Source organism: Methylobacterium nigriterrae (assembly GCF_037106235.1).
Taxonomy (GTDB): Bacteria; Pseudomonadota; Alphaproteobacteria; order Rhizobiales; family Beijerinckiaceae; genus Methylobacterium; species Methylobacterium nigriterrae.
This window is the reverse complement of the sequence record NZ_JBAWTG010000076.1, coordinates 1-22,586: the sequence shown is the minus strand read 5'-3', so window position 1 is coordinate 22,586 and position 22,586 is coordinate 1. Positions and strand designations below refer to the sequence as shown.

Below are 22,586 nucleotides of genomic sequence, written 5' to 3'. Positions count from 1 at the left end.
CGGCGCGCATCGTTTCCGTGGAGAAGGCTTCCGTCTGCTCGGCCGCAACGCTGCCATCGGCAGCATAGCCGGGTCCCACGCCGGTCGGCGTCACGAAGATGGTCCTGGCGGCCGCGCCCTGGGCAGCGATGAGACCGAGCGCGAGCATGAGCGCGCGCCCGGCCCCACCGAATATCCGGTCGGAAAGCCGGGTCCGCACCGGTGAGGCGGCCTTCATCGACATCCTCTGTCCACATGAGCGCGCGGCGCCCAGCCGATCCTACTCGGCCGGCACCTCTTCCACCTGGCGCCTCTCATCCGCCGCGCGCTTGTTTGCCTCGTAGGCATCCCTGTATCCGCGCGCCACGGCGCGGACGCCGCGGCCGATATCGTCGTAGACGTCGTCGGGCAGGTTGGCGAGGGAGACGCGCAGCGACCAGTTCGGTGCCTCGAAGCCGCCTCCGTTGAGCAGCACAATCCCATGGACCTCAGCCAAGCGGAAGGCGAGGTCGAGGGGATGGACGTTCCGCTTCAGGTACTCGACGGCCTCATCACCGATGTTTTTCCGGGCCCAGAACTCGAAATCGATCAAACCGTAATAGGCATCGAAGTTGGGATTCGGGGTGAGCTTGAGACCCAGGCCCTCGATCATCGACCAGACGCGCCGATTGACGATCTCCATACAGGCGCTCTGATAGGCCTTCTGCTCGTCCATCAGCTCGGCCAGCGAGAAGAGGCTCATCATCACCTGCTGCGGCAGGGAGAGGCCGGCCGTGTGGTTGAGCGCGACATCCCGACTGTCGGCGACGATGCGATCGATGAACTTGAGTTTTCTCGGCTCGAGCGTCAGCGGGCCGTAACGCCGGTCGAGCGCCGCCGTCTCAGCCGCAGGCAACTCGGCGATCATCTTGTCGAAGATATTGTTCTCATGAAGAGCGATGACGCCGAGCCGCCATCCCGTGCAACCGAAGTACTTCGAGTAGGAATAGACCCCGATGGTGTTCTGCGGCAACTCGGCCATCAATGACCGGAATTCATGCACGAACGTTCCGTAGACATCATCAGTCAGAATCATCAGGTCCGGACGCTTGGTTTTAACGAGCTTGGTGATCTTCGCGACCGTCTCCTTGCTCATTGCCATGCCGGTCGGATTGCCCGGATTGACGACGAAGAAGGCCTTGATCTTGGGGTCGAGAAGCTTGTTGATCTCGTCGTCCGTGAATTGGAATTTGTTCTCCTGCGGCGCCTTAATGTGCACGACATCGAGGGCGTAGTCCTCGAGATGCGTCATCTCAAGATACGGCGTGAAGATCGGCGTGCCGAGCGCGATCGTGTCTCCCGGGAGCAGCAGGCGATTGGCTTTCAGCGACTTGAAGAGGTAGCACATCGCGGCCGTGCCGCCTTCGACCGCGTAGAGGTCGAACTTGCCGGCGGCCTTTTTCTTCCCGCACATTGCCCACATCAGGTATTCATGAACGATGCGCTCATTGTGGACGAGCATGCGGTCCGGCACGGGGTAATTGTCGCCGATGATCGAGTCGACGAGCTCGTGCACGAACGCGTCTGGCTCAAATCCGAATGTCTTTACCGCGTAGGGGACCATGGCGGACAGGAAGGGGGCGCCCGGCATCTCGGGGTGTTTTGCAAGCCAAGCCTCCAAGCGGCTAGCGATGCCTGCGGCCTGAGGCATCCCGCCGAGGCCCGCTGGATGGCTCATCACGCGCTTGCTCTCGCTGACCGCAAACTGGCCGAGCAGGAAGAAGGCCTCGCGCGGCGCGGTGGCAACCCAGTTGGGGTTGCCCCGCCCGGCGTTGAGAAAGGCCGCCTGACTTCTTTTCGACGCCGCCTTGGCCAGCTTAATCAGCTCGTCCTTGATCTCGAACGGACTCAGGGCCTCGAAACTCTTGAGGTTCAGCGATTCCGTCATGGCGATGCTCCTGTGGCTCTGATTTGTCATGAAGAAAGAAGCACGATGACCATGCCGTAGATGGTCAGTACCGTATTGCCGATGGCGTACGGCATTCCGTAGCCGAGCGCCGGGATCTTGCTCTTCGCCGTTTCCTGGATCATGCCCAGGGCCGCGGTCGTCGTCCGGACGCCTGCACAGGCGCCGAACAGGATCGCCGGGTGGAACTTGAAGAGGTATCGGCCAATGTAGACCGACAGGATCATCGGTATGGAGGTCGCCACAGCGCCCCAGAGGAACAGGCTCAGGCCGACCGCCTTCAGGCCCGCGACGAAGCCGGGCCCGGCCGTGATGCCGACGACGGCGATGAACACGTTCAGCCCCAGCGTGTTCATGAGCCAGAGCGCCGGCCCCGGGATGCGGCCGAAGACCGGCCGGACCGTCCGGAGCCAACCGAGCAGCAAGCCGGCGAGCAGCGCTCCGCCCGTCGTGGACAGGCTGATCGGAATGCCTCCGACCTTGTAGCTCAGGGCGCCCACCAAGCCGCCGAGCACGATACCGCCTCCGAGGAAGGCCACATCGGTGGTCTCGACCGGGCGATCCGGATAGCCGAGGTGCTCGATCGCCAGCTCCACATGACGGCGGCTGCCCACGAGGGTCAGGATGTCGCCGCGCAGGACCTGCGTGCCCGGCAGGACCGGAATCTCGATCATGTTGCGGGTGATCTTGCGCAGGTAGACGCCGCGCGCCCAGTCGCTCCCGGAGAGCTCCTGAAGGGTCTTGCCGCCAATCGTCTTGCTGGTCACGAAGACGTCGACGAACTCAGCTGGCAAATCGAGAAGCTCGCGGTCCTGCACCTCCTCGAGGATCGGGTTGATCGTCTCGACGAGATGTTCTCGGCGCCCCGAGATCGCCACGACGTCGCCGGGCTGCAGCACGGTGGTCGCGTCGGCCTCGATGATCTCCCGACCGCGACGCAGGCGTTCGACGTAGACCCTCAGGCCGGGCCAGATATTCTTGACCGGCTGCCCGACGATGCTGCGGTCATCGCCGACGCGGTAGGCGCGCAGCTCGACGACGCGGTAGGCGGAGGCAAGGCCTGGCTCGAGGCTCCCACCACCGCCCATCTCAGCCTCGTACTCTTTGCAAGCCTTGGCGAGGTCGACGCCGATCAATTTCGGGCCGAGCTGAGCCAGGATGATCGCCGAGCCGATCGTCCCGAAGATGTAGGTGACGGCATAGCCGATCGGGATCTGATCATTGTAGGTCTTCACCTGCTCGGGCGAGAGCCCAAGACGCGAGATCTGATCTGAGGCGACGCCGATCGACGCCGAGATCGTCTGGGATCCCGCGTAGAGGCCGGCGGCATATCCGAGATCGAGGCCCGCTATACGGGCGCAGAGCAGCGGAACGATTAGGCACAGCGCGAGAACGATGAGGGAGAAGCCGATCTGTTTCGGGCCTTCCCTGGTCAATCCGCTCATGAATTGCGGGCCGACGCCGTAGCCGATGGCGAAGATGAACAGGATGAAGAAGGCCGCCTTGACGTTCGGGGAAATGGTAATGCCGAGCTGACCGATAACGACGGCGGCCAGCAGGGTGGCCGTGACGTTCCCGAGGCTGAAGCCCGCGACCTTTCGGGATCCGATCGAGAAGCCGATGGCCAGGGACAGGAAGATCGCAAGTTCGGGGTAACTTCGCAATGTGCTGACAAACCAGTCGATCATGGCCGAACTCCCGTACAAGGACACAGGAACTTCACAGACCTACGCTGTTGTTTCCTCCCAACCGGATCGGACGCGCTATCATGTTTCAGCACCAAACAATCAGTACGCGTAGTAAGCGGGACGGTAAGGGCCGGGCGGATCCAAGCCGTAGCGTGCCGACCCCGGCGCCCTGTAGACGGCGACGGGGGGACGGGGGTCGAAGGGTAGCGCCGCAGCGCCGACGGAAATGAAGCCCGCAAGCGCGCGTAGATCGTCCGGCTGACGCGGATCGCGCGAGATGATCTCGGTCTCGCGCTTTAACCTTAGATTGCACGCCCTGGAGGAGAGGCCGTCGGCGGGCGTGCATGCGTCGTGCCGCGCGCAGGCGGCGTCAAGTGCATCGACGGGTGGGAGGGGCGCATTGTTTCCCAAGCCGCAATAGTTGCCGTGCAGGAGCACCGGCGGCTCGTGCCCAAAGCTCGTCGACTGCGCCAGCGCGGGCGAGGTTAGACAAACGGCCAGAATAAGCGGAGCTGCAATCCTGAAGATCATGGCATGGACCTGAGGCGCGCGTGACTGATCCCGCCGAGGGCGCGCCGTCCTCGGCCAGGTCTGATTGGGCGTCTCGGCTGAGCGCGGATGGGGCTCAGTGCAGCCCCTTCAATAGGGTTGGCAGCCACCTGCATAGGCATCGTAGTAGGCATAAGGCCCGCAGCCGCCATAGGACGAGCCGTAGTGGCCGGCTGCGGCCGCCGCCCCGAGGCCGGCCCCGGCCAGGCCATAGCCGTAGCGCCCGACTCGGGCATATCCGCCGCGATAGCCGCGGAACCCGCCGACCCGCGCGCCCTGGAGGCCGTCGCCCGGAAGCCTCCGCCCTGCCGCGGAACTCGCGCGTCGGCCGCAACGCTGGTCAAGATTAGGGCCACAAAGGCCGTAGATGCAATCAGGAGAGCTAACATAATCGTGTCTCCTCGACGGAGGGCCGCGGGCACAGACGAACTGGCCTCAGTTGGCGCAAGCTGATGCGGTTCCCCCTGAGCTGAAGCGCTCAGCCAGCTCAGCTTATAATTGCTGATTTCAAGGTTTGCTTGATTAAACGGGACAACTCCAGTATCTTTTCCTGCCGCAAGCGGCCAACCCAGCTTTGGCCAACCCAGCTTTTTGCCACCCTCGGGTTTACCGAGTTCGCAGACTGTCGGCTGTATCAAAGTGTCAGAGGCGCTGTCTAAGGGAGGCCGAGATTGTTACTAGCCTGCCAAGTTGCCGCCCATGTGAACAACAAAGATCTTCGCCAGCTTAATCCAAGGCATCTTGCCAACAAGCAACAACGGGCGGTGGGTGCCACGCTGCAGGTGCGACGCCTATCCCTAAAACCATCCTATCCCCCTTGTGTGTTCTGAGAACGTTGCTGATTGCGCGACGCAGACGCGCGCCATGTCTCGGCGATACACGCAGATGAGGAACAATCAGCGCCTGAAATGCGAAATCGATCTGATTGTACTCTTCCTCACAGGCCCTGGCCCGCTCAGTCGGCAAATAACCCTTCTCGACGATGTAGCCGTATCGACGCCTGTCCGAGCCATAGGCTAGGCAAGCTAGGTTGTAGAAGCGCTGCCAGGTGAGGCCGTGTGCATCGGCAAAGCTTCCCCGGTCAATCGGCTCGTGTTTGCCCAGCGTCGCGAAGAAGTAAGCGCTGCCGTTCACGACGGCGCGCGCATCCGCGGGCGCGAGATGGAGCAGGACCAGCGAGGCGACTTGATCGGCCGCGTCCTCCTCACGCCCGAGAACTGGCGTCCGCAGGAGGTCGAACAGGGCGTGGCTGCTCTCGTGAAGGAGGATTTGGAGAACCGGGCCCCGAACGGCATCGTTCCGGGACACGCCGGCTGGCGAAGTAGTAGCCGGCGCTAGCCGCAGGATGCTACTGACGAGCTCGTAGCAGACGGTGACGGTGCGCGTACGCGGATCATACCAGGCATTGGGTTCCCCGGAGCATTCCTTGAGGCGGTAGGTCAGGCGCTTGGGGAGACGGACGAGACCTAAGGCCGCCGCAACCTGCTCCAGCACGCGCCGCTGCCGCATGGTCTCGTAGATCTCGCGATGGGCCTGTTCTTTCGGAATATCGTACCGGACGCTGATGGATTGCTTGCCCGAATGTGCGCTCTCGTGCGCCGCGACATTCCCAAGAGACAGGAGCGCGGATAGAGGTGCGGAAATGACGGCAAGGTGCGCGCAGCGTCCGGCGGCATTCCACATCGCAGCAGCCCCGCTCAGGCTCAGTGGCTCAGCAGGCAGCAGATGGGCGTCGTCTGCAGAATGTCCCGGGTCGCGCCTCCGAAGATCCATTCCCGCAGCCGCGAGTGGCCATAGGCGCCCATCACGACAAGATCCGCTCTCTGCGCTTCGGCAAACCGCAGAATCTCGCCGATCTCGCTGAGGCTAGGTCTCGGCAGAAGCTGCGGCTCGGCGCGGGCGCCATGGCGGGCGAGATGTCCCGTCACCTCCTCGGCCCCCTCGATGCGAGCATCCGCGCCGACCGTCGCGACAAAGACCTGCTCGGCGCGCTTGATGAGGGGCAGCGCACCGGACACGGCGCGGCGCGTCTCCGGTGTATCCTTCCAAGCCACAACAACGCGTGCAGCGTTCAGCGCCGCGATCCCTGAGGGGACGACGAGAACCGGCCGTCCAACCTCCATCAGCACGGGGCCAGGCAGAACAGCCATATCGCCGGGATCACCGTCGGCCGGTCCACGGAGTCCGAGAACAACGAGATCGGCGGCCCGCGCCTTTTCTACTACGAGGGTCGAAGGAGAATCGGCGGCCGAATGCCAAGCCATCTCCACCTCGCCTCCATTGTGCTCAAATACGTCCCTGACCTCAGCCAACTCGTTTGCGAGATCAGCTTCTTCCTTGGCATAGATCGCTTGAGCTTCATGGATGTCGTTGACCGCAATTGGGCCTGGGATCCTGCGGGCGGCGACTCCTGTCAATAAAGCTCCAAAGCGCCTGGCTAGATCACCCGCGAGCCGAACTCGGTCGCGTGCGGCCGCCCCGCGATCCAGCGCCACTAAGATATTTGCGTAAGACACGGACGCCTCCAACGGATGCCGCCGAACCCTGCGGAACCAAGCTTCGAAAAGGTCATGATCCCAGGTGAATTGCGCGAGCACGGCCCGCGTGATTGGACCTGAGAATCGCTATGCTTCAACGCCCTGGTGCTTCTGACGGTAACGCTAAATCGGGCGTGTCGCTTGATCCGATAGGACACTTAGTAAGGCCGATTGATCGTGGTGCTTTGGGCAAGCACCGATGGCTTCCCAACCGAAGACACCCTCCCGCAGAATGGCATCTCGGGAGAGATCCCAGGGCGCTTTTTTGTGGTCGGCAAACCTGGGATCCTCAGGAGGGGTCAAGCAAAGCGGTCTTGTCGACTATTCCTATGGAGCTTGCTCGACGGCACCTTAGCAAGGGCACAGCCCGCCGACGCCGCTCGCCGAAGAGCGTTCTGAAGTGCCCTCTCGTCCAGCTGCGGCGCGCAGCAGCGCCCCAGTTGCGTGAAGCCGAAATGCATAGACACAAACAAGCTTTGACTGAAATCTTGTACGGAGAAGACATTCCCTTGCTCGTCCTGATTGATAGAGATTACATGCAACGTACTGATTCGATCTGTGGGCAGGAGGATCTTCATGTCCTCGTCTGGCGGACCACATACTAAAAGCCGCCCAGGTGGCGCTCTCGCAGGCGAGGATCGTAACGCGACCGAGGGAGCTCCGCCTGTCGAGTTCATCTATCTCGAGGTCGTGCCGGCGCTCCACACTGTCCTGGTCGAACTCGGCGCTGATCCCGATGGTCTCATCGGCGAAGCGGGCCTCGATCCGCGGCTCTTCGACGGCGGCCACAGGCTCGTCCCGTTCACGGCCCTCGGCCGCCTGATCGCTCTGGCCGCCGAGCGCACGCGCTGCCCCCATCTCGGCCTCCTCGTCGGGCAGCGCACCACGCTGGCCTCGCTCGGGCTACTCGGCCTGCTGATGCGCAGCTCGGATACAGTCGGGGATGCCCTGCGGGCGCTCGAAGCTCATCTGTGCGTGCGGAACCGCGGCGCGGCGGTCGGCCTCGGCGTCCACGACGGGATTGCCGTCCTCAGCTATGCCCCGCACGAGCCGGAAGCCGAGGGCGCCGTCCATCATTCGGAACGAGGGCTCGCCAAGGCGACCAATCTTCTGCGGGCGCTGTGTGGGCCCGACTGGGCGCCGCTGGAGGTGCTGCTGCCGCGCTCGGCGCCACGCGACACCGCCCCATACACCGACTTCTTTCGCGCCCCCCTCCCGGTTCGACGCGGAAACCGCCGCCTTGGTGTTCCCGACCGACCTCCTGGAGGAGCACATCCCGGGCGCGGACCCGGCCGTGCGCCGGAAGGTGGAGGATCGCATCCGCCGGCTTGAGGCCGCGGAGCCCGCCTCGCTGACGGACAAGCTTCGCGAGTACCTCCAGACCGCGGTGACTCGTCAGCGCTGCAAAGCGGAGCGCGTGGCGCGCCTGCGATTGATCACCCGCCGCACCCTGAGCCGCCATTTGAGGGCCGAGGGCACGAGCTTCCGGCGGCTTGCCAACGAGGCGCAGTTCGCGGTGGCGAGGCAGCTCCTGGCCGATACCGGTATGAGCGTCACACAGATCTCGGCCGCCCTGGACTTCTCCGAGCCGGCGGCCTTCACGCACGCCTTTCGGCGCTGGTCGGGCATGACGCCGAGTGCGTGGCGCCAGGCGAACCGACCGGAGACGAAGCGCGACCAACGCCTAGAAGAACCTTGCTTGTGCGGGAGGAGGGACAGCGGATGCGGCAGCATGTTCGCGCCTGGACCTGCGCCCTTGTGATGCTCGCGGGCGAAGCGAGTGCGCAGGAGGCTCGCTCGCCCTTGGTGGACCGGGCGGACGCGCGGATGCAGATCGGCGCGGCCTCGCTGATCCCGACACTGCGCGGCCGCTGGCTCTACGCCGACCACAAGCTCGTTGTCGGGCGCGTGCAGGATGTGCGGGTCTCGCAGGACGGCACCACGCTGATTGCGGTTGTGGCCCGACGGCGCTGGCTCGGGGGCGGGGAGATCGGCATCCCGGTCCCTCTCCTGCATCAGCTCGACAACGACCTGACCGTCAGCGGCACGCGCGAGAGCATCCGGGCAATGCTGCTCCTCAAGCGGTAAGAGATGAGGACCAAAGAGACGGGCGTTGCTCTCACCTACAGCCATGAGTCGGACGAGAAGCACCTGCGGTTCAGTTAGGAAAGCTGCCCGTGGGATATTGGCACGGCCATGATGGAGACGCTCAAATGACCATCGCCAGCATCATGGTTTCCCTCGACCTGGGGGCGGCGGCCGCCGCCCGCGTTCGACTCGCGGCCAGCCTCGCCCAGCGCTTCGAGGCCACACTCGCCGGTGTCGCTGCGCGCAAGATCCCCAATCCTGGGCCGGGCGAGGACCTTGAGACAATACAGGCGGCCTACAATGAGGAGCAGGCCAAGCTCGGTGAGGAGCTGAGGCGGTGCCGGGACATTTTCGAGCAGAATTGTGGCACCGGCATCCGGACGCATTGGCAACAAGCAGAGGCTGACGCGGCAAGCTTTCTCGTCCGCCAAGCGCTTGCCGCAGACATCGTGATTGTCGGACGCGAGCAGGACGACCGCGCCGGAGACACTGCCGCCTCACCCGGCGCTGTGTTGATGGAGGCCGGTCGCCCGGTGTTGATGACGCCGCCGGGCTCCGATCACCTCAAGGCGGAACGGATTGTTATCGCCTGGAAGGATGCGCCCGAGGCGCGGCGTGCGGTCTCCGCCGCACTACCGTTCATTCGCCGCGCAAAACAGGTCTACGTCGTGAGCGCGGGTGAGGAGGCCCGCTTCGACGGTGCCGAGCAGGTCACGGAGTTTCTGGGCCGCCACGGCGCACAAGTGGTCACGCACCTGCTGAATGCGACGGCCCGCGATGTTGCCGATGAGATCCTGCAATTCACGACCCGGGAGGATGCAGACCTCGTGGTGATGGGCGGATATGGCCGTTCACGCCTGCGGGAATGGTTGTTCGGTGGCGTAACGCGGGAGTTCCTGCAAATCTCGTCTGTCTGCTGCCTGATGAGCCATTGATACCCAAGGTTTCGGTCACCGTGGCAGTGGCAGTGGCGCTCCTGCCGTTGTTCCACGCCCGGACAGAGGTCGTCCGGGACGGATTTACCGAGCGCGGCCGGGGACTGGCACGAGGGAGCCGATCCACTGCCGGGACGGAGGCGAGCCAATTGCGGCACGCGCCGTGGTTCCGGACGCTCCATGAGTGCCATCCGATCGGCAGCGCCGACATGTTGGCTGATGCTATTCGTACGGATTCTTGATCATGTTCGAGTTCCCGGTTCTCGTGGGCGATATCGGCGGCACCAACGCGCGCTTCGCCCTCGTGGAGGCGAAGGGCGCGGCCCCGCGCCTGCTCTCGCGCGAGGCGACGCGCCAGCATCCCGACCCCTCGAGCGCGATCCGCGCCGCGCTGGCCAAGGGCGCAGCAAAGGGCGCGGCGAAGGGCGGCGGTCCCGCGCCCCGCTCGGCGATCCTGGCGATCGCCGGCCGGGTCGACGGGCCGGAGGTGCGGCTGACGAACGCCGACTGGACGATCGCGGGGGCCCAGATCGGGGCGGATTTCGGCCTGTCCTCGGCGGTCATGGTCAACGATTACGTGCCGGTCGCGGCGGGCGCGGCCGGCATCGCGCCCGACGACCTGACCCCGATCGGGCCGCATCTCGAGGCGACGGGCGGCGCCCGCCTCGTGCTGGGGCCGGGCACCGGCTTCGGCGCGGCGGCGCTCGTGCCCTACGCCGACCGCCTCGCCATCGTGTCGACGGAGGCCGGCCACACCGATTTCGGACCGACGGACGCCGGCGAGGAGGCGATCTGGCACGCGCTGGAGCGCGTCGAGGGCCGCGTCACCGTCGAGGCGCTGCTCTCGGGACCCGGCCTCGCCCGGCTCCACGCCGCGGTCCACCACGTCCGCTCGGGCGCGCCGCGGGAGAAGCTCGACCCCGCCGCGGTGACCGAGGCCGGACTCTCGGCCGAGGACCCGCACGCCGCCGAGACCCTCGACCTGTTCGCGCGGTTTCTCGGCCGCGCCTGCGGCGACCTCGCGCTGACCTTCCTGGCCACCGGCGGCGTCTATATCGGCGGCGGCATCGCGCCCCGGATCGTGCGGGTGCTGCGGGCGGGCGGGTTCCGGGCGGCCTTCGAGCGCAAGGCCCCCTTCGAGGCGATGATGCGCGGGATCCCGACGAGCGTCATCGCGGTCCACGACCCGGCCTTCAACGGCCTCGCGGCGCTGGCGAGCGAGGGGGCGGCCTTCGTGTATCACGGTCAGGTCTGGCGGGCGGCGGAATAGGCCCACCCCCGCGCTGCGGTACTTCGGTCGAGTCACCGAGTGCCGGCGGCACCAGTTCCGAACTGTGCCGACGGTACTGAAACCGGCGAAGAGTGCCTGCCCTGGGGCCGGTCGGACGTCCACATTGATCAAGCGCAGGATTTCGGCCGTCGTAGAATGAGGGTGCAAAACAAGGGAAAGCTTATCGTGCTATGCACGGCGCGACAGACCCTGCAGCACAGTCGAGCTCTAAAGGGGCTGCCATGGCCTTTGGTAAAGCCAGTGCGATCGTAGACGTCGGAACCGAGCCGATTGAGGCTCTTGTCCATGATGACGTCGATCCCGGATACCGGCCCACTTTCCCGCGACGCCTTGAACTACGTGATACATATCCAGGCGACATGGCTCGCGTACCGATACCAGTACGACTGAACTGGCACAGCGCCGCGCATCAGCGAAATTGCACTGCAGGTGATCGGTCGAGCCACCGAGTTCACTTCCCGCGCCCGATGGTCGACAGACTTCCAGAGCCTCTCCCATGATCCCCGGCCCCGGTAAGAGGCTCCAATTTATTGATGGAGCGAATTTTCTTCCCACCAACCGGCATCCATTTTGCTCGATGATGCGCTTGCGCGCGGAACCGCAGCGCCTGAACAGGGAGGCATGAGCATGCGAGTTGCAATGTTCAGCGCGAAAAATTACGAGCGCGCTCTTCTCAATGACCTGAACGCAGGTCACGGGCATGAGCTTGTGTATTTCGATGCCCTGCTCGAACCCGAAACTGCGTCTCTCGCGGCTGGGTTTCCGGCGGCGAGCGTCTTCGTCAATGATTCTGTCAACCGCGATGTTCTGAAACACCTCGCGCACGGTGGAACGAAGCTGATCGCGACCCGCTGCACGGGATTCAACCACATCGATTTGAAGGCGGCAGAGGAGTTCGGAATCCGTGTTGTGCGAGTTGCCAACTATTCTCCGAACTCCGTGGCAGAATTCGCGGTCGGCTTGCTGCTGGCGCTCAACCGCAAAATCCATCGGGCCTACAATCGGACGCGCGAGGGCAATTTCAAGCTCGACGGCCTCATGGGTTTCGATCTCGTCGGTCGTACTGTGGCGGTAATCGGTACTGGAAAGATCGGGACCATCTTCGCCCGGATCATGGCCGGCTTCGGCTGCACAGTGATCGGGTTCGACGTGCATCGCTCAGCTGAGTTCGAGAGGATCGGCGGACGCTACGTCGACGCTATGGGCGTTGAAGAGGCGGACGTCATCTCGATGCATTGCCCCTTGACGCCCGAGACCTATCACATCGTCGATGCGCGAACGCTCGGGCGCGTGAAAAAAGGCGCGCTCCTGATCAATACGAGCCGCGGCGGCCTGGTCGACACCGACGCGGCGATCGATGCGCTCAAGTCTGGCCGGCTCGGCGGGATGGCGATCGACGTCTACGAGCAGGAAGCGGATCTGTTCTACCGAGATCTCTCGAGTGCCGTCATCCCGGACGACGTGATCCAGCGCCTCATCTCGTTCCCGAACGTGATCGTGACGGGGCACCAAGCGTTCTTCACCCGCGAGGCCCTGGAGACGATCCTCGGTACAACGCTCACAAGCATCTCGGAATTCGAAGCGGGCCGCCCGCTCACACATGAAATAGCCGTGCCCAGACGCTCCTAAGGATGACCGATGCTGCGCCCGCGCTATATACCGCCCGAAGACATCTTTCCCCCGAACCCGTGGGCCTTCGAGGCTGTCCGCTACGACGCGAGGCTTGCGCGGGAATTGACCGGACAGGCCGAGACGATGTTCGCCCTGTCGAACGGATATCTGGGCATCCGTGGCGCGGTGGAGGAAGGCACGCCGGTCCGAGAAGCGGGCACGTATCTCAACGGCTTCTACGAACACCGTCCGATTGCCTACGGTGAGCATGCGTACGGCTTTCCGACAATCGGCCAGAGCATCCTGAACTGCCCGAACGGCACAGCCTTGAAGCTCTTCGTCGGAGACGAGCCGTTCGTCGTTCCGCAAGCCGAGATCCTGTCGTACCGGCGGGCCCTTGACCTGCGAACCGGCACGCTGAACCGGGATGTCCGCTGGGTCTCACCCACGGGCAAGCGCCTGCACATGCGGACGGTGCGTCTCGTCTCCTTCGCGCATCGACACCTTGCCGCTATCGAGTTCGAACTCACCGCCGAGGATGCCGACGTGGAGATCGCGATCTCGTCGGAACTCGAGAACGCTCAGCCACTGCCATCCGACAGCACGGATCCCCGGCTTGCGGAAAGTTTTATCGGTCGGGTCTTGCACCCCACGGGAACCCGATCCGAGGGGCTGCGCGCGATGTTAAGTTACCGAACAGGAAGCTCAGGGTTGAGTCTCGGCTGCGGCATGGACCACACCGTCTCGACGGAATGCACCTATTTCACCGAGCATGCCTGCAACGATGATTTCGCCGCCGTTGTATTCCGCTGCAGACTTGAGCCAAACAAACCAATTCGGATCGGCAAGTACTTAAGCTACCATTATTCTGATGATTCCAGCGCCGCGCAGATCCTGTTCCAGACCGCCTCCACGCTAGAGCGCGCGACGAAGAGTGGGTTTCGGCCGATCCTCGAGCGCCAGAGGAGTGATGTAGAGCGCTTCTGGGCACGGGCCGACGTGACGGTGGAGAGCGAGAACCCGAGAACACAGCAGACGATCCGCTGGAACCTCTTCCAGCTGCTACAAGCTTCAGAGCGAGCAGAGGGGCACGGGATCGGCGCCAGGGGCCTAACCGGACGGACCTATGAAGGGCATTACTTCTGGGACACCGAAATTTATGTATTGCCGTTTCTGATCTATACGAACCCTTTGATCGCGCGCAGCGTCCTCAAATTCCGCTACGACATGCTCGACAAGGCGCGGGCTCGCGCGCGAGAACTGGGGCACCGGGGGGCCACCTTCCCCTGGCGGACCATCAACGGTGACGAAGCATCAGCCTACTATGCAGCGGGAACTGCACAGTACCACATCAATGCCGATATCGCGTACGCACTGCGGAAGTATGTGGACATCACTGGAGATGAGGAGTTTCTCTGGGATTACGGCGCAGAGATCCTGGTAGAGACCGCGCGCCTCTGGTTCGATCTTGGCTTCTTCTCCGAAACCAAGGATGGCCGTTTCTGTATCAACGGTGTGACCGGGCCGGATGAATATACGGCAATCGTCAACAACAATTGCTTCACCAACCTGATGGCGCGGGAAAATCTGCGCTACGCCGTTCAGACGGTGCGCGATCTTCAGCGCATGCACCCCGATCGGTTCGATGCTCTGGTCGATCGTACCGGTCTGGAGAGTTCCGAACCCGGCCAATGGGAGGACGCATCTGAACGGATGTACCTGCCCTATGACGAGCGCCTGCAAATTCATCCCCAGGACGATGATTTTCTCGATCTAGAGAAATGGGACTTCGCGGCTACTCCAGAAGAGAAATATCCGCTTCTGCTGCACTATCATCCACTAAATCTCTACAGGTCTCAGGTGATCAAGCAGGCAGATACAGTGATGGTCATGTTTCTGTTGAATGGTCATTTCACGCGCGACGAGAAGAGGCGGAATTTCGAATATTACGATCCGCTCACGACGCACGATTCATCCCTGTCGGTCTGCGTTCAGAGCATCATCGCGAATGAGATCGGACTCCGGCAGAAGGCCATAGAGTATTTCGATTTCGCGACGGCGATGGATATGTCGGATATCGGCGGCAACATGATGCACGGTGCTCACGTCGCCGCAATCGGAGGTACGTGGCTCGCGCTCGTCTACGGTTTTGCAGGTCTTCGCGATAGTCAGGGTTGCATCTCGTTCAATCCCATTCTTCCGGAAGGTTGGTTGGGACTCAAGCTCGTCCTGACCGTGAGAGGACAGATGCTTCAGATCGAGGTTGATCGCGCCTCAGCCACTTACAGGCTTCTATGCGGCGAGCAGCTGAGATTCTCGCATGCCGGCGAGGATCTCATCCTCTCCTCTGCGGAGCCGGTCCTGACGCGGCCGGTCGGCCAAGTACGGGCGGACGCTCTCAGTTCCAGTCAAGCGAACTGACCAGCCTGTGAGCCGATGGAGGCAGCGGATGGCCAGATCCGGCAAGTAGACGGGACCGGTCCGTCGACCGACGCGCAGGTGCAGGCTGCGCCGAAGATCACCCGGATTGGCGGGGTGCGTACTGAAGCGGAGAGCTTCTCATGATGGCCTCAGTCAGCGAGCTCATCGGAACACAGCCGATCCTCGCGCTCTTCCTCGCAATCGGTCTCGGTTACGCGGTGGGGCAGATCAACATACTGGGTTTCTCGCTCGGCGTGGGGGCTGTGCTCTTCGTCGGCCTGTTCATCGGTGCCATCGCACCGAAGGCGCAAATCGCCGGACCGTTGGGGCTAGTCGGGCTGATCATGTTCCTCTACGCGATCGGCGTCCTCTATGGGCGGCAATTCTTCGAGGGTCTGTCGGGACCTGGGCGCATCTACAACCTGCTCGCGGCCGTCGCAGTCATTGCCGGTCTGCTGGTGGCGCTCGGACTCGGCGCCATCTTCCAAGTAAGGCTCGGCTACACGCTCGGCATCTTCGCCGGTTCGATGGTCAGCACGGCGGCGCTGCAAGCCGCGCTCGACACGATAGGAGGCCGGGACCCTTCCATCGGCTATTCGGTCTCGTATCCGTTCGGCGTGATCGGCCCCATCCTGTGCCTTTACTTCATGACGCGGCGGGTGAAGCCGGTCTTTCCGCCAAAGCCCGCCCGCTTCCACCTCGGCGAGGTGACGGTCGAGCGCCTGCCGGCAGCCGGCGCCACGCTTAGCGCGGTCATGGCGACGCTCCCGGAGGGCGTGCAGATCGCGGGCGTGCGGCAGGAGCACCACAATCGCCTGCCCGATCCGGATCTCGAGCTGCATCCCGGCGACGCGCTCCTGATCGCGGCCGATCGCGCCGCTGCGGTGGACGAGGTCGCCTCGGCGCTCGGCCGCATCGACCAGGGCCGGCTCGCCAACGATCGGGGCGACATCACCTACCAGCGCTACTTCGTCTCAAAGCCGGCGCTGACCGGCGTGAGGTTGGCCGAGCTGCCCATGCCGCCGGGCGTGCCGATCCGCATTCTGCATGTCCGACGCTACGACGTGGACCTGATGCCCTCGCCGGACTTGATGCTGGAGGTGGGTGACCGGGTCGGGATCGTCGTGCCAACCGACCAAGTGGCCGCTGCGCGGGCGCATTTCGGCGACACGGTGAAGGCGGCCGCGGAGTTCAGCTATGTCTCGGTCGGCCTGGGCATGGTGCTCGGCGTCCTTCTCGGCTTGGTGCCGATACCGGTACCGGGTGTCGGCACCGTCACGCTCGGCATCGGCGGTGGCCCACTCATCGTGGCGCTGATCCTCGGCAGGCTTCGGCGCACCAGGCCGCTCAGCTGGGTCATGCCGTTGCCCGCCAACATCGTGCTGCGGAATTTCGGCCTGACGCTATTCCTGGCGACGGTCGGGATCAATTCCGGCCAGGCTTTCGTCACCACCGTGGCGCAGACTGGACCGCTGATGCTGCTGATCGGTGCGGCGGTGCTGTTGACCACGGTGGCGATCGTGCTGCTCGCCGGCTTCTACCTGCTCAGAATCCCGTTCGACGATTTGCTCGGCGTCGCCGCGGGCGCCACAGGCAATCCTGCCATCCTGGCCTACTCGTCGCGCATGGCGCCGACGGAGCGGCCGGATGTGTGTTACGCGATGATCTTTCCCTCGATGACCATCGTGAAGGTCTTCAGCGTGCAGGTCATCGGCCTGCTCTCCCTCGCTGGCTGAGCTTTGCTGATGCGCCTAAAACTGACCGTCTGCGCGCTAATCTATGCATCGACATCTGTCACGCCGCGAAAGGCCTCCGATGACAGGTCGATCCGCAGCGGTGACCGAAGTTTCAGGTTCCGTGTGAGGCCAGCAACAGTGATATCCATCGCGTCACCTTCGATCAGCGTCGCCTCCACTGCATCACCGGCGACGCTGACCCCCACAGAACGGCCCCTCCACCAGACCTTGAACGATAGGGCGCGCCACTGGGGCGGCAGCCTAGGATCCAGCTCCAGCGTTTCGCCCGCCAAGTTCACGCCCGCGATCCCCAGAATTGCAGCCTGCCACAATCCGCCAAGGCCGGCGATTCGAATGCCCCCAGCGCTGTTCGGATCGGGGTCGAGATCGAGAGAGGCCGTCTCACGCATATAGCGAAGTGTTATGTCCGCGTCCCTCAGACGCGCGGCCACACGCGCGTGCATCGCCGCGCTCAACGAACTGCCATGGGCACAGCGCGGCTCGTAATGGCGGAAATTGATCTCCGCCATCTGCTCGGGAAACACCTCGGGCAACAACGCAATCAAGGCCACGACGTCGGCCTGCTTGATCACTTGCGAGCCTTGCGTCTGCTCCCGGCCGATGACCACGTCGATCGGGAGCGCGTGGTCGGCATAGTCCGCTACGTTCAGCTGCTTCAGTGCGTGGAAGCCGGCGAACTGCTCGTACAATCCGGTTGCGGGATCGAGGCCGGTGACGATCCGCGCGACCGCGTCCCGCCAGTCATCCAGTTCATTGTCGTTGAGCCCCAGCTTGTCTCGAAGCGACGCGGCGCGGTCAGGCCAACGCTCCCGCAGCAGATCGACCGCCTCCACGGCACGAGCGATGTTCCAGCGCGCCATCACGTTGGTGAAGGCGTTGTCGTCCACATCCTCATGGTACTCGTCCGGTCCGATCACATGGCGGATGTGGCGCAGTCCATCCGCCTCGGCGACGGCTCGGGATGCCCAGAAGCGCGCCGTCTCGAGGAGAATCTCCGCGCCTGCATCGCGGAAGAAATCGTCATCGCCGGTGGCGCGCCAGTACTGCCACACCGCGTAAGCAACGTCGGCGCTGATGTGGTGCTCCATCTTGCCGGTCAGGATCTCGATCGGCTTCCCGTCGGGCCCCAGCACCGAGTCAGGCGTGGTTTCCGCGCCGGTATCGGCCGACTCCCAAGGATAGAGCGCGCCTCTGTAACCGCAGAGCTCGGCCTTCGCGCGCGCGCCGGGCAGGGTATGAAACCGATACATCAAGAGCGCACGCGCGGCCTTCGGCCAGACCGCGGTGTAGAACGGCAGAAGGTAGATCTCAGTGTCCCAGAAGACGTGACCGAAATAGGCGTCACCAGTCAGCCCGCGTGCACCGACCGACACACGGTCGTCGTTCGGGTTCGCGGCACTCGTCAGGTGGTACACAGCGAACCGCAAGGCGCGCTGCAGGTCGTCGTCGCCGTCGATCACAATGCCGCTTTCAGCCCAATGCGCCTTCCAGGCGGTCTCATGCGCCTCGAGGATCGCGCGCCAGCCCACCGACGTGCTGCGCTCGATGGCGGCCTCGGCTCGCGGCACAGGATCCTCTTCCGACCGGTCGGCCCGGGAGACGGCAACGAGGCGTGCGAATTCCGCGACTTGGCCGGCAGTCGAGCGCCAACGCCAGATCCAACGCAGCGGAAACGGACGCTCGGGAGCGACCGAGGTGCCGCCCAGATGCAGCGATGCGGCACCCGCCATCGCGACGACCTTGCCCGTCCCCTCGGTGCGCCACGCGCCGAGGTCGTCTTCGAGACGCACCGGCTCCATCCCGAGACCGGCAAGCCCGAAGCTCGCTTCGAGTCGAACTTCGATGCCGTCACGATCCAGCGCGATCCGCTGAAGCTGCAGCCCCACCGAGCGGTCCGCCAGTGAGAGAAGGCGAAGCTCGTGCCCCGTAGCAGTCACCTGCGCCGGTGTGCGGTGCGTCCATTCGGAGAGCAGCACGCCGCGCCGCATGTCGAGCCGGCGCACCCCGTGAAGCAGTTCGCCCTCGCGCGCCACCAGCGGCTCTCCATCGAGGATGAGGCGGACCCGCGACCAGTCGGCGACGGGCACGAGAGCAGGCACGGGCGGCTCGGTGTTGGGCATGTCGAACAGCCCTGCAACGTAGCAGCGTGGCCATGAGGCCCACCGGATGTAGCCGAGCCAGCTTGCCCAAGTCGGTCCTCGGCCCGTCGAGCGCGCGGCACGCATGCCGAGGAATCCGTTGCCGAGAGCAAAGCGGGATTCGACGCCGCTTTCCGTGAGCACGCTATAGCCATCGTGCGTGAGAACCCAGCCGGGCTCCGCTGTCGGCTGAAGCACCTCAAGCATCTGCGGCGTGCTCCGTGGCGGCCCGGGTACACAGCCTGCCTGTGGTCAGGGCGGCGACTTCGACCTGGTCGAGGCTCGTCACGACGAGATCGGCCCCGGCCTCGCGCAGCAGAGCCTCGTCACCGAGACGGGCGATCCCGAGCGCGACCATCCCGCCCGCGCGCGCCGCGGTGATACCGGCAGGCGCGTCCTCAACCACGACGCACTGCGCCGGCGACATTTCCAGAGCTTCGGCCGCGAGCAGGAAGAGCGCGGGATCCGGCTTACCCTTCGGCACTTCGCGGCCGCTCAGGTCGGCGTCGAACAGCGAAAGGAGCGTGCGCCCATCGGGCAAACTCAGGCGGCCCAGCATCGCAGCGGCGTTCTTCGACGAAGAGGCCAGCGCCAGCCGCAGCCCGGCCGCCTTCAGCGCGGCGGAGAAGCGCATGGCGTCCGGAAAGACCTCGAAGCTGCCGTCCTCGATCAACTGGTCGATGAGAGCCTGCTTTCTGTCCGCGTATTCCGCGGCCCGGACTGCGGCCTGTGGTCCGCCGAGCTGCTCCAGGGCAGCCCGAGCGCCTTCGAGGCGTCGCCTCCCGGCAACGTTGGCCTGATAGAACGCGGTGGTGAAGCCGGTCGGGTCGACGAACCCTGCCAGCGCCTCGCGCCACGCGCGCTCATGCGGCGAATTCACGAGCACCCCGTCCACATCGAAGATCGCCGCGAGGGGTGCCGCTCTCACCGCACCCGACGCCGGTCGAAGCGCCCCTCCTCACACATTGTCGCTCTCCGTCGAGCTGGCGCTCCGCGCCGTCGTCATCTGGCTCCACGACCAGCCCGACACTTCGGGCATGTCGTCGCCGTGCCGGTGGATGTACTCCCGGTGATCGATCAGCTTGTCCCGGATCGCTTGCTTGGCGTAGGCAGCCCGAGTGGCCAGGCCCGGCACACGGTCGATGACGTCGCTGACCAGATGGAACCGGTCCATGTCGTTCATCACGCACATGTCGAATGGCGTGCTCGTCGTGCCTTCTTCCTTGTAGCCGCGCACATGGAAGTTGGGGTGCCCATGGCGCCGGTAGACCAGCCGGTGAATGAGCCACGGATACCCATGAAAGGCGAAGATGACCGGCTTGTCCGTCGTGAACAGAGCATCGAAGTCCTGATCCGACAGACCGTGTGGATGCTCCGTGTTGGGCTGCAGCTTCATCAGGTTCACGACGTTGATGACGCGCACCTTGAGATCCGGAGCATGGTGGCGAAGGAGGTCGACGGCCGCGAGCGTTTCCAGGGTCGGAACATCCCCGCAGCACGCCATCACGACGTCCGGCTCGCTGCCGCGATCGTTGCTGGCCCACTCCCAGATCCCGAGCCCCGCGGTGCAGTGCTTGACCGCCTGATCCATCGTGAGCCACTGGGGCGCCGGCTGCTTGCCCGCGACAATGACGTTGACGTAGTTCCGGCTTCGCAAGCAGTGATCGGTTACGGAAAGCAGACAGTTCGCATCGGGCGGCAAGTAGACGCGGACACCTCTGCCTTCTTGTTCACGACATGGTCGATGAATCCCGGATCCTGATGGCTGAACCCGTTGTGATCCTGACGCCAGACGTGGCTCGAGAGCAGGTAGTTCAGCGACCCTATGGGGCGCCGCCAAGGGATGTGGTTGCAGACCTTCAGCCACTTGGCATGCTGATTGAACATCGAGTCGATGATGTGGATGAAGGCCTCGTAGCATGAGAAGAAGCCATGCCGACCTGTGAGCAGATAACCCTCAAGCCAGCCCTGACACTGATGTTCGCTGAGCATCTCCATCACACGGCCGTCGTGCCCGAGATGATCATCCCACGGAAACGTCTCGGCCACCCAGGCACGATTCGTGACCTCGAGCGCGTCCTGCCAGCGGTTTGAATTGTTCTCGTCCGGGCTGAACAGCCGGAAGTTCCGAGCCTCGGCGTTCAACTCCATGACGTCGCGCAGGAAACGGCCCATCACGCGCGTGGACTCCGCCATGGCGACGCCGGGAGCGGTCACTGGAACGGCGTAGTCGTGGAAATCCGGCATCCGGAGGTCGCGAAGCAGAGCACCTCCATTGGTATGCGGATTGGCGCTCATGCGGCGGTCGCCCGTCGGGGCAAGCTCGGCAATCTCGGGGCGCAGCCGGCCGCCTTCGTCGAAAAGCTCGGCTGGCCTATAGGATTGCATCCAGTCTTCGAGGATGCGCACATGGGCCGGGTTCTCGTGCATCTCGCCCATCGGCACTTGGTGCGAGCGCCAATAATCCTCGGTGCGTCGCCCGTCGATTTCCCTCGGACACGTCCATCCCTTGGGCGTCCGTAGGACGATCATCGGCCACAGTGGGCGGCCGGCAAAACCCTTATCGCGAGCGTCGGACTTGATCCGCCGAATGTTCCTGAGCACTGCATCCAGTGTGGAGGCCATGAGCTGGTGCATCTCGGCCGGCTCATGGCCTTCGACGAAATAGGGAGTGTATCCATATCCACGGAAGAGATGTTCGAGCTCTTCGTGGCTGATCCGGGCCAACACGGTCGGGTTTGCAATCTTGTACCCGTTCAGGTGCAGGATCGGCAGAACCGTTCCGTCGGTCACTGGGCTGAGGAACTTGTTCGAGTGCCAACTCGTCGCCAGCGGCCCGGTTTCAGCCTCGCCATCGCCGACGACACAGGCAACGATGAGGTCGGGATTGTCGAACGCGGCTCCGTAGGCGTGCGAGAGCGAGTAGCCCAGCTCGCCGCCTTCGTGCATCGAGCCTGGTGTTTCGGGAGCCACATGGCTCGGTATGCCGCCGGGGAAGGAGAATTGCTTGAAGAGGCGCTTCATGCCCTCAGCGTCGGCGGAGATGTTCGGATAAACTTCGCTGTACGTTCCTTCGAGGTAAGCGTTCGCGATCAAGCCCGGCCCGCCATGTCCCGGCCCGGTGATGTAGATCATGTCAAGATCATGCTTCTTGATCAGACGATTGAGATGGACATAGATGAAGTTCAAGCCCGGCGTCGTGCCCCAATGCCCAAGCAGGCGGGGTTTGATGTGCTCCTTGGTCAGACGTTCTTTCAATAATGGATTGTCATAAAGATAAATCTGGCCAACTGACAGGTAATTTGCGGCCCTCCAATAGGCGTCAATCATGGTGAATTCTGGATTTTGAGCTGTACGCTTTGGCGGCCGCTTGTTCTTGAGAATGGCGTCCATCTTGCTGCCTGAGTATAGAGCTTTATCTGTTCTTGCACAGAGGAATAGCCTGAGTTTTGGCAGAGGCGTTCCAACCTGGCCTGCCGCATTCTGTCAGCCGTTGTGTCTCGTGGTTATGCTGAGGCCTCAATGCTCGGCGCTTCATTCAGTAGGGACGGCAGCCGCCTGCGTATCGGTCGTAGTAGGCGTATGGCCCGCAGCCGCCATAGGTGGCGCCGTAGGCGCCGACGGCCGCCGCACCAACCGCCGCCGCA

14 protein-coding genes and 3 pseudogenes are annotated in these 22,586 nt (G+C 63.8%); 7 read left to right on the top strand and 10 right to left on the bottom strand.

Annotation, left to right across the window (positions count from 1 at the left end; all coding sequences use genetic code 11):
• The 7 genes and pseudogenes from WDW90_RS25910 to WDW90_RS25880 all read right to left on the bottom strand — a co-directional run.
• The coding region (locus tag WDW90_RS25910; protein WP_336490385.1) for a hypothetical protein at positions 1-223 on the bottom strand (223 nt) is incomplete at its 3' end.
• Between the two features lie 36 nt (positions 224-259).
• Positions 260-1,906, bottom strand: coding sequence for an aspartate 4-decarboxylase (gene aspD, locus WDW90_RS25905; protein ID WP_336490384.1), 1,647 nt, complete (start codon positions 1,904-1,906; stop codon positions 260-262).
• A gap of 26 nt (positions 1,907-1,932) precedes the next feature.
• Positions 1,933-3,612 (bottom strand): aspartate-alanine antiporter, encoded by a 1,680-nt coding sequence (gene aspT, locus WDW90_RS25900; protein ID WP_336490382.1) that lies wholly within the window; start codon positions 3,610-3,612, stop codon positions 1,933-1,935.
• A 99-nt stretch (positions 3,613-3,711) separates the two neighbouring features.
• Positions 3,712-4,143: a phospholipase A2 family protein gene (locus WDW90_RS25895; protein ID WP_336490381.1), complete on the bottom strand. Its 432-nt coding sequence runs from the start codon at positions 4,141-4,143 to the stop codon at positions 3,712-3,714.
• Positions 4,144-4,251: 108 nt separating this feature from the next.
• Positions 4,252-4,550, bottom strand: a pseudogene (locus tag WDW90_RS25890) (hypothetical protein).
• 337 nt (positions 4,551-4,887) lie between these two features.
• Positions 4,888-5,844 (bottom strand): DUF4344 domain-containing metallopeptidase, encoded by a 957-nt coding sequence (locus WDW90_RS25885; RefSeq protein WP_336490379.1) that lies wholly within the window; start codon positions 5,842-5,844, stop codon positions 4,888-4,890.
• 20 nt (positions 5,845-5,864) lie between these two features.
• Positions 5,865-6,677, bottom strand: a complete 813-nt coding sequence (locus tag WDW90_RS25880; RefSeq protein ID WP_336490378.1) for a universal stress protein — start codon at positions 6,675-6,677, stop codon at positions 5,865-5,867.
• 597 nt (positions 6,678-7,274) lie between these two features.
• Between WDW90_RS25880 and WDW90_RS40845 the strand changes: the two are divergent.
• The 7 genes and pseudogenes from WDW90_RS40845 to WDW90_RS25840 all read left to right on the top strand — a co-directional run bounded on the left by WDW90_RS40845 (position 7,275) and on the right by WDW90_RS25840 (position 16,780).
• Positions 7,275-8,460: pseudogene (locus WDW90_RS40845) on the top strand (AraC family transcriptional regulator).
• Positions 8,421-8,786: a PRC-barrel domain containing protein gene (locus tag WDW90_RS25865; protein WP_336490374.1), complete on the top strand. Its 366-nt coding sequence runs from the start codon at positions 8,421-8,423 to the stop codon at positions 8,784-8,786. The pseudogene WDW90_RS40845 and the gene WDW90_RS25865 overlap by 40 nt, the downstream one beginning before the upstream one ends.
• A 125-nt stretch (positions 8,787-8,911) precedes the next feature.
• A complete protein-coding gene (locus tag WDW90_RS25860) occupies positions 8,912-9,721 on the top strand; it encodes a universal stress protein (protein ID WP_336490373.1) in 810 nt (269 codons plus the stop codon).
• A gap of 244 nt (positions 9,722-9,965) precedes the next feature.
• The gene (locus WDW90_RS25855; protein WP_336490372.1) at positions 9,966-10,991 is read left to right on the top strand and encodes a glucokinase; all 1,026 of its coding nucleotides are present in this window, start codon (positions 9,966-9,968) and stop codon (positions 10,989-10,991) included.
• A gap of 648 nt (positions 10,992-11,639) precedes the next feature.
• Entirely contained in the window at positions 11,640-12,641 is a 1,002-nt protein-coding gene (locus WDW90_RS25850; RefSeq protein ID WP_336490371.1) for a 2-hydroxyacid dehydrogenase, read from the top strand.
• Between the two features lie 9 nt (positions 12,642-12,650).
• Complete coding sequence (locus WDW90_RS25845; RefSeq protein ID WP_336490370.1) at positions 12,651-15,044, top strand: glycoside hydrolase family 65 protein; 2,394 nt, start codon at positions 12,651-12,653, stop codon at positions 15,042-15,044.
• A 140-nt stretch (positions 15,045-15,184) separates the two neighbouring features.
• The gene (locus WDW90_RS25840; protein ID WP_336490369.1) at positions 15,185-16,780 is read left to right on the top strand and encodes an aspartate:alanine exchanger family transporter; all 1,596 of its coding nucleotides are present in this window, start codon (positions 15,185-15,187) and stop codon (positions 16,778-16,780) included.
• A 41-nt stretch (positions 16,781-16,821) separates the two neighbouring features.
• Here the strand turns inward: WDW90_RS25840 and WDW90_RS25835 are convergent, their stop codons facing one another.
• The 3 genes and pseudogenes from WDW90_RS25835 to WDW90_RS25825 all read right to left on the bottom strand — a co-directional run bounded on the left by WDW90_RS25835 (position 16,822) and on the right by WDW90_RS25825 (position 22,332).
• The gene (locus WDW90_RS25835; RefSeq protein ID WP_336490368.1) at positions 16,822-19,146 is read right to left on the bottom strand and encodes a glycoside hydrolase family 65 protein; all 2,325 of its coding nucleotides are present in this window, start codon (positions 19,144-19,146) and stop codon (positions 16,822-16,824) included.
• Positions 19,139-19,867 (bottom strand): HAD family hydrolase, encoded by a 729-nt coding sequence (locus tag WDW90_RS25830; protein ID WP_336490367.1) that lies wholly within the window; start codon positions 19,865-19,867, stop codon positions 19,139-19,141. The genes WDW90_RS25835 and WDW90_RS25830 overlap by 8 nt, the downstream gene beginning before the upstream one ends.
• Before the next feature lie 30 nt (positions 19,868-19,897).
• Positions 19,898-22,332, bottom strand: a pseudogene (locus WDW90_RS25825) (phosphoketolase family protein).
• Positions 22,333-22,586: the final 254 nt, after the last annotated feature.